Source organism: Arthrobacter sp. MYb23, assembly GCF_002979775.1.
Lineage (GTDB): Bacteria > Actinomycetota > Actinomycetes > Actinomycetales > Micrococcaceae > Arthrobacter.
In genome coordinates, this window is sequence record NZ_PCPR01000037.1 from 21,947 (window position 1) to 29,561 (window position 7,615).

The 7,615-nt window shown below is 62.6% G+C and carries 8 protein-coding genes; all 8 read right to left on the reverse strand.

Annotated elements, in window-relative coordinates; all coding sequences use genetic code 11:
* Nucleotides 1-41: 41 nt before the first annotated feature.
* A complete protein-coding gene (locus tag CQ020_RS22935; RefSeq protein ID WP_105694155.1) occupies nt 42-806 on the reverse strand; it encodes a septum formation initiator family protein in 765 nt (254 codons plus the stop codon).
* Nucleotides 807-954: 148 nt separating this feature from the next.
* A complete protein-coding gene (gene eno / locus CQ020_RS22940; RefSeq protein WP_062066886.1) occupies nt 955-2,235 on the reverse strand; it encodes a phosphopyruvate hydratase in 1,281 nt (426 codons plus the stop codon).
* Between the two features lie 116 nt (nt 2,236-2,351).
* Nucleotides 2,352-3,089, reverse strand: coding sequence for a MazG nucleotide pyrophosphohydrolase domain-containing protein (locus tag CQ020_RS22945; RefSeq protein WP_105694156.1), 738 nt, complete (start codon nt 3,087-3,089; stop codon nt 2,352-2,354).
* Nucleotides 3,067-4,209: an adenosine deaminase gene (locus CQ020_RS22950; protein ID WP_105694157.1), complete on the reverse strand. Its 1,143-nt coding sequence runs from the start codon at nt 4,207-4,209 to the stop codon at nt 3,067-3,069. The genes CQ020_RS22945 and CQ020_RS22950 overlap by 23 nt, the downstream gene beginning before the upstream one ends.
* Nucleotides 4,206-4,886, reverse strand: coding sequence for a DedA family protein (locus CQ020_RS22955; protein ID WP_258142171.1), 681 nt, complete (start codon nt 4,884-4,886; stop codon nt 4,206-4,208). Before CQ020_RS22955 ends, CQ020_RS22950 begins: the two co-directional genes overlap by 4 nt.
* A gap of 192 nt (nt 4,887-5,078) precedes the next feature.
* The gene (locus CQ020_RS22960) at nt 5,079-5,729 is read right to left on the reverse strand and encodes a DedA family protein (protein ID WP_105694159.1); all 651 of its coding nucleotides are present in this window, start codon (nt 5,727-5,729) and stop codon (nt 5,079-5,081) included.
* Between the two features lie 88 nt (nt 5,730-5,817).
* Nucleotides 5,818-7,128 (reverse strand): thymidine phosphorylase, encoded by a 1,311-nt coding sequence (locus CQ020_RS22965; RefSeq protein WP_105694160.1) that lies wholly within the window; start codon nt 7,126-7,128, stop codon nt 5,818-5,820.
* Nucleotides 7,125-7,529 carry a cytidine deaminase gene (locus CQ020_RS22970; RefSeq protein ID WP_105694161.1) on the reverse strand — a complete coding sequence of 135 codons (405 nt, stop codon included), beginning with the start codon at nt 7,527-7,529 and terminating at the stop codon, nt 7,125-7,127. Before CQ020_RS22970 ends, CQ020_RS22965 begins: the two co-directional genes overlap by 4 nt.
* Nucleotides 7,530-7,615 lie beyond the last annotated feature (86 nt).

Genomic DNA, 7,615 nt, shown 5'->3' on the forward strand with positions numbered 1-7,615 from the left:
TGTCACGTCCAATGCGGACACGACGGCGGCGGGCACCGCGTCTAGTCAGTTGCCGATCGTCTGATTGACTCCCAGAGAGCATCCACCCAGGGCAGATTCTCCGGGTTGGCCGACGATCCGGAGCCGGTGCGGCCGCCTGGTGTGCCGGCGGCTTCTTCTCCCCCAAACACCCAGTAACCTGTTTCACCCGGCATAACCATGTTAATGCGGTCCCGGGCCTGCTGTTTCACGTAGTTGGGGTCCTGCCACCGGGAAAGCTGTTTGTTCAGCTCCGTTTGCTCAGCTTTTCGTCCGGCAATTTCTGCTTCCAGCGCGGAAATTTCGGCGCGTTTCTCCAAGAAAATCTTAACGGTGGGGGCCAGGAGAATAGTGATGGCAATCATCACGACGGCCAGTGCCAGCATCCGGCCGGAGAACGCTTTTGCCGGTACGGGGTCGAGATCGCGGTCGTCCTTGGACGTGCCTGGTTTTCCGGAAGTCTGGCCTTTGTCCGGAGACTTAGTGTCCGCGACTTTGTACGAAATCCCCGCAGGTTTCCTGCCTGCCGCATTCTTGCCGCCGGCCGAAGTTTTACTGGTAGCTGCCGCTTTGCCGCCAACCGGCGTCGACGTCTTTGACGTTGCACGCCCGCCGCCGAATTCGGCTTTGATGACCTCAGCGCCGTCGGAGCCCTTGCCGGCAGCACCCTGGGACCTTCCGCCCTCGCCGGGACCACCGGGCGGGCGGCTTCCACTGGAGGGACGGCTGCCACTGGGCTGGCTGCCAAGGGCGTCGGCCCTGGGTAACTTTGGACGACGGGTGGCCATGACACTCCTGTAATGCCCGGTGCTTGCCTGGCGGTTTGCTGCGCTTGCTGTTTCTGACCTGGCCCGCGTTAAGCAGAACCGGAGTTAAACAGAACCGGCGGCCATGGTCTTTCCACCATAGCCACCGGTTAGCTGTTTTCGCTGAAGGCTAGCCCTTGAAACGCGGGAATGCGCTGCGGCCGGCGTAGCGTGCGGCGTCGTCGAGTTCTTCTTCGATGCGCAGCAGCTGGTTGTACTTGGCGACGCGCTCGGAGCGGGCCGGGGCACCGGTCTTGATCTGGCCCGCGTTGGTTGCAACGGCGATGTCAGCAATGGTGGTGTCCTCGGTTTCGCCGGAGCGGTGCGAGGTGATGGTGGTGTAACCGGAGCGCTGAGCCAGGGAAACGGCGTCCAAGGTCTCGGTCAAGGAACCGATCTGGTTGACCTTGACCAGCAGGGAGTTGGCCGTGGCGGCGTCGATGCCCTGCTGCAGGCGGACCGGGTTGGTGACGAAGAGGTCATCGCCAACCAGCTGAACCTTGTCACCGATGGTGTCGGTGAGGGTCTTCCAGCCTTCCCAGTCGTTCTCGTCCAGCGGGTCCTCGATGGAAACCAGCGGGTAATCGGCAACGAGCTCAGCGTAGTAGGCGCTCATCTCGGTGGCGGAAAGTGCCTTGCCTTCGAACTGGTAAGCACCGTTCTTGTAGAACTCCGAAGATGCAACGTCCAGTGCAAGGGCGATGTCCGTGCCCGGGGTGTAGCCGGCGTTCTTGATGGCTTCCTGGATCAGGTCCAGTGCAGCGCGGTTGGACGGCAGGTTGGGGGCGAAGCCACCTTCGTCGCCGAGGCCGGTGGAGAGGCCCTTTTCCTGGAGGACAGCCTTGAGGTTGTGGTAAACCTCAACGCCCCAGCGCAGGCCTTCGGAGAAGGTCTCGGCACCGATCGGGGCGATCATGAATTCCTGGATGTCAACATCAGAGTCGGCGTGCGAGCCGCCGTTGAGGATGTTCATCAGGGGAACGGGCAGGACGTGGGCGTTCGGGCCGCCCAGGTACTTGTACAACGGCAGGTCAGCAGAAGCTGCGGCAGCGTTGGCAACGGCCAGGGAAACACCCAGGATGGCGTTGGCGCCGAGCTTACCCTTGTTGGGCGTGCCGTCCAGGTCGATCATGGCCTGGTCGATGCTGCGCTGGTCAGTGGCGTCGAAACCAATCAGGGCCGGGGAGATCTCGTCGATGACGGCGTCAACAGCCTTCTGGACACCCTTGCCAAGGTAACGGCCCTTGTCGCCGTCGCGGAGCTCAACAGCTTCGTGCTCGCCGGTGGAGGCACCGGAGGGAACTGCTGCGCGGCCGATCTGGCCGTCGGAGAGCAGGACCTCAACTTCTACGGTCGGGTTTCCGCGGGAATCAAGGATCTCGCGTGCGTGGATGGCATCGATAAGCGCCATGGATGTGCTCCTTATGGGCAAATTACAGGAATGAGGAGGGAAATTCTCAACGTCCTCGTCGCTACTAGCGTAGTCCAGAGTGGCTTAGGTTACGGCACGGCTTCCAACAGTTCACGTCATGAAGGCCGTGCCTGGGTGTTCTGAAACGATCGAACCGCGGCACGAAGGGCCCGTTCCGCGTCGAGCCCTTGCTCACGGGCACCGGCGACGACGGCGAGCAGCAGCTCACCAAGCGCCTCTTCCGAGGCTGGTACGGCAGCAATTCCGACGGCGGCCAGCGCACCTTGTGCGCCAACGTCCAACCGTGCATCAAAGCCCAACCGCGCATCAACGTCCAGCCCTGCGCGGGCTGCCCGGTCCAAGGACTTCTGTGCCGCTGCCAATGCAGGAAGGTGCGGCGCGATGCCTTCAAAAGGATCCGTCCGCTCCGGCTTCTCCGCGCGTTTGGCAGCGTCCCACTTGATGATGATTTCTTCGACGCTGGCCGGGAAACTCTCCTGCAGTGAACCGTCCGCTTTGAAGACATGCTGGTTGCGTCGCACCATCTTGGCGTTGATGCCCCGGGCTACGGCAGCAAAATCAAAGCTGCCGCGCTCCTCGGCGAGCCGGGCGTGAAGCACTACCTGAAGCAGTACATCGCCCAGCTCGCCGCGAAGCTCGTCGTCAACAGCACCGGCTTCGATGGAGTCCACCACTTCATAGGCTTCCTCAATCAGGTATTCCACCAGCGACTCGTGCGTCAGCGCACCCATCCAGGGGCAGTGCTCACGCAGCGCCGCGATGGTCCCCAGCAGCTCGGTCAGCTCCGGCAGGTCCGTCAGACCGGGAGAGTTAGCCGAGGTTGGCGTAAGCATCGTTGATGTACTCAACCAAGGCTTCGCGCTCGTCCAGCGGCAGGAAGGCTGCCTCTGCGGCGTTGAGCGTCAGTTCCAGCAGATCATCGAGGTCGTAGTCGAAGGTTTCCACCAGGAGCTCGAACTCGTCCGTCAGGGTGACACCACTCATGAGGCGGTTGTCCGTGTTGATGGTGACGTTGAAGCCGAGCTGGAAGAGCATGTCCACCGGGTGGCTTTCGATGCCTTCGCCAAAGCCGGAAATGGCACCGGTCTGGAGGTTGGACGACGGGCAGATTTCCAGGGCAATTCCACGGTCGCGGACCCAGGCGGCCACGCTGCCGATGGTCACCATGCCGATGGTGTCCTCGCCGTCGTCGTCCGAGTTGTCCTCGAACTCCACCGAGATGTCCTCGGCGATCCGCACGCCATGGCCAAGGCGCAGGGCGCGCCCGTCCACCAACGCGGACTGGATGCTGTCCAGGCCGGCGGCTTCGCCGGCGTGGACCGTCGCCGGGAAGTTATTCTCGGCCAAGTAGGTGAAGGCGTCCTTGAAGCGGGACGGCAGGAAGCCGTCTTCAGCACCTGCAATGTCGAAGCCGACTGCGCCGTTGGCCCGGTGGCGGACTGCGAGTTCGGCGATTTCCTGGCCGCGGTCAGCGTGGCGCATTGCAGTGATGAGCTGGCCCACCTGGATCTGCTGGCCGCGTTCTTCAGCGGACTCCATGCCGGCCTCAAGGCCGGTCTGGACCGCCTCGACAACCTCATCGAGGGTGAGGCCCTGCTGCAGGTGCTGTTCGGGGGCCCAGCGGACTTCGCCGTACACGACGCCGTCCTCAGCCAGGTCTTCCACGAATTCCTTGGCGACCCGGAACAGGCCTTCCTTGGTCTGCATGACGGCAACGGTGTGGTCGAACGTTTCGAGGTAGCGGACCAGCGAACCGGAGTCGGCGGATTCGCGGAACCATTCACCCAGCGCCACAGGATCGGTGGCGGGCAGTGTGTGGCCGGCGGCCTCCGCCAGCTCGATGATGGTGGCCGGGCGGAGTCCTCCGTCCAGGTGATCGTGGAGGGAAACCTTGGGCAGGCTCTTCAAATCGAAGTCGAGGGCAGGGGCAGCGTCAAGAATGGGCTCAGTCACGTACCAAGACTAGCGTCCGACGGCTCCACCGCGGGTACCTTCTTGGCCGCAGCCTCTTCAGGCTTGCTTGCAGCCTCTTCGCGGGCCAGGTCCTTCTTTTCAAGGTACTTGTGCCACCAGCGAAGAGCGTGGTCCACCACGATGCCAAGAATCACAGCGAAGGCAACGGCAATACCCACGCCCAGCAGTGGATTGTTGTGGACCCACTGGCCTGCCAGCAAGCCAATACCGATGGAGTACGCAACCCACGTAACGCATGCGAAGGCGTCGAGCCAGAAGAAGGTCCGGTGGCGGAACCCCGTTTGTCCAGCCACGTAGTTAACAGCTACGCGGCCCCAAGGGATGTACCGGGCCGTAAAAATAAGGACCGCGCCGCGCTTATCCAGTTCATACTGCGCCCAGGCAAACATCTTCTGGACCTTGGGCCTGCGCATCCACTTCCAGCGGGTGAGTCCGATTTTCCGGCCCAGCATGTAGGCCATATTGTCCCCGGCCATGGCGCCCACCAGTGCGGTGGCTCCCAGAATCCAGAGGTTGGGTTCTCCGCTGTGAAGGGACAGCGCCGAGAGGCCAACAATGGCTGTTTCGCTGGGAAGGATGGTGGCAAATCCGTCAATGAAGAAGAAGACCAGGAGTACCGGGTATATCCAGGGCTGCCCGGCTGCATGCTCGAGCATTTGGTTCAAAAACTCCACGCGACGGTAGCTCCTAGACGAATATGACTTGACGATGTGACCGAAGTCGCTCTAGTGTCCCACGGCCGGGACGTCGTTCGCTACGTCCCAGCCAAGGGATCACACGCTTAACGCTATAGGTGCTGATAAGGTGCCGTCGTCAACCGCCGGGCTGATCTTCCGGGTCCGGAAGCGTCATACCGTGGGTGGAGTCGGGGCCTCATCCTCAGGGATGTTCTTGCCGTCCAAGGGCACGGATCCACGGACTCTGCTGATGATCCGGTCAATGATGATTCCCAGGATCACAGCTAGAACGATCGCTATGACGGCACCCAGGAGGTGGTTGTCCTCAAACCACACACCAAAGAAGTACCCAAGGATCACCGAATACGTGGCCCACAGGACGGCAGACATGGCCGTGAGGGCCACGAAGCGCCGGTGGTGGAAGTGCGTAGCGCCGGCTGTCAGGTTGACGGCCACCCTGCCAATGGGAATGAAGCGGGCCACCATGATGAGCGAGGCCGACCGCCGTCGAAGTTCCTTGCCCGCCCAGCGGAAGGCGCCCTGCATCCGCTGCGTACGCATCCAACGCCAGCGCTGGATGCCGATGCGTCGGCCGATGATATAGGCGATGTTGTCCCCGGAAAACGCTCCCAGGGCTGCCATCAAGCCCAGCAGCCACACGTTGGGGGATCCGCTGCTTCCTGAAACGGCGCTCAGGCCCACCACCACGGATTCGCTGGGAATGGGCGGGAAGAAGCCATCTATCACGCAGCAGGCCAACACCAGGAACAACACCCAGGGCTGCTCCGCTGCGGCGAGGATGAAATCGTTGATGCCCTGCACGGTTTCCTTACGGTAGCCGACTCCCCCATAGGCGCCGGATGACTGGTGTTCCGGGCCGTCCTTGGCGAACGGCCCGGAACACTTAAGCCTAGGCGATTCGGTCGATGATGAGCTGATGCGCCGGGCGTGAACCCTCAGGCGCGATCACCACGGCATCCTGGAGCGCTTCCTTGGCCCGTTCGAACTTCTCGGGGGTGTCCGTCAGGAGCGTCATCAGCGGCTCCCCGGCACGGACCAACGCACCGGGCTTGGCGTGCATGCGGACACCTGCCCCGGCTTGAACCTGGTCCTCCTTGCGGGCACGGCCGGCACCAAGGCGCCAAGCGGCAACACCAACAGAAAGAGCATCCAGTTCCACCAGGACGCCGTCCGCCGGAGCGTAGATAACCTCGGACTCCTTGGCCACCGGAAGCGCAGCACGCGGATCTCCACCCTGTGCTTCGATCATCCGGTTCCAGACGTCCATGGCACGGCCATCCTTCAACGCGGCTGCGGGGTCGGCGTCGTGGATGCCGGCACCGGCCAGCATCTCCTCGGCCAGTCGGACGGTCAATTCGACGACGTCTTCCGGACCGCCGCCTGCAAGGACCTCCACGGACTCCTGAACTTCAATCGCATTTCCAGCTGTCAATCCCAACGGCGTGGACATATCCGTGATCAGTGCGACCGTGTGCACGCCCGCGTCCTTGCCCAGAGCCACCATGGTCTCGGCAAGCTCGCGGGCCCGGGCTTCATCCTTCATGAACGCGCCGGAACCCACTTTGACGTCCAGCACCAGGGAGCCTGTTCCTTCAGCGATCTTCTTGCTCATGATCGAGGATGCAATCAGCGGGATGGCTTCCACCGTGCCGGTGACATCACGCAAAGCGTAGAGCTTCTTGTCCGCAGGAGCGAGCCCTGACCCAGCGGCACAAATCACGGCACCCACGTCCTGCAGCTGAGCCATGATTTCGTCGTTGCTCAAGTTGGCCCGCCACCCGGGGATGGCCTCAAGCTTGTCCAGGGTGCCGCCCGTGTGGCCGAGCCCGCGGCCAGAGAGTTGCGGCACCGCGACGCCGAAGACGGCCACCAGCGGCGCCAGCGGCAGCGTGATCTTATCCCCCACCCCACCGGTGGAGTGTTTGTCGCTGGTAGCCTTGCGGCCGCCGTCGGGCGTTGTCAGCGACGAAAAGTCCATCCGCTCGCCCGAGGCGATCATGGCTGAAGTCCAGCGGGAAATCTCAGCACGGTCCATGCCGTTGAGCAGGATGGCCATGTTCAGTGCTGCCATCTGTTCCTCGGCGATCACGCCGCGGGTGTAGGCATCAATGGTCCAATCGATCTGCTCCGGGGTGAGCGTGCCCTTGTCCCGTTTGATGGAAATGATCTGGACGGCGTCGAACGCTTCGGTGCTGGTCACGTGGTTTCCTCCAGATGTTCAGGACCAAAGGCGTCAGGCAGTACCTGGTCCATGGATTTGATTCCCTGAGTTGTCATGAGCTGCATTCCGGGTGCCCTGAATTCATAGAGCAACTGTCGGCACCGCCCGCACGGCATGAGGATATTGCCTTGGCCGTCCACGCAATAAAACGCAGCGATCCTGCCCCCGCCCGTCATATGCAGCTGGCCAACCAGGGCGCATTCGGCGCAGAGGGTCAGCCCGTAGCTTGCGTTCTCAACGTTGCAGCCGCTCACAATCCGGCCATCCTCGGTGAGGGCCGCAGCCCCCACCGGGAACTTCGAATACGGCGCGTAGGCGTTGCGCATGGCCTGCTTTGCCGCCTCTTCCAGCGCCTGCCAATCGATGTCACTCGCCAGCATGGTCAACCCTTCACGTACGGTATGCCGCTTGCGGCCGGTGGCCTCGACTTACCCACCAAACCGGCGACGGCGAAGATGGTCACCAA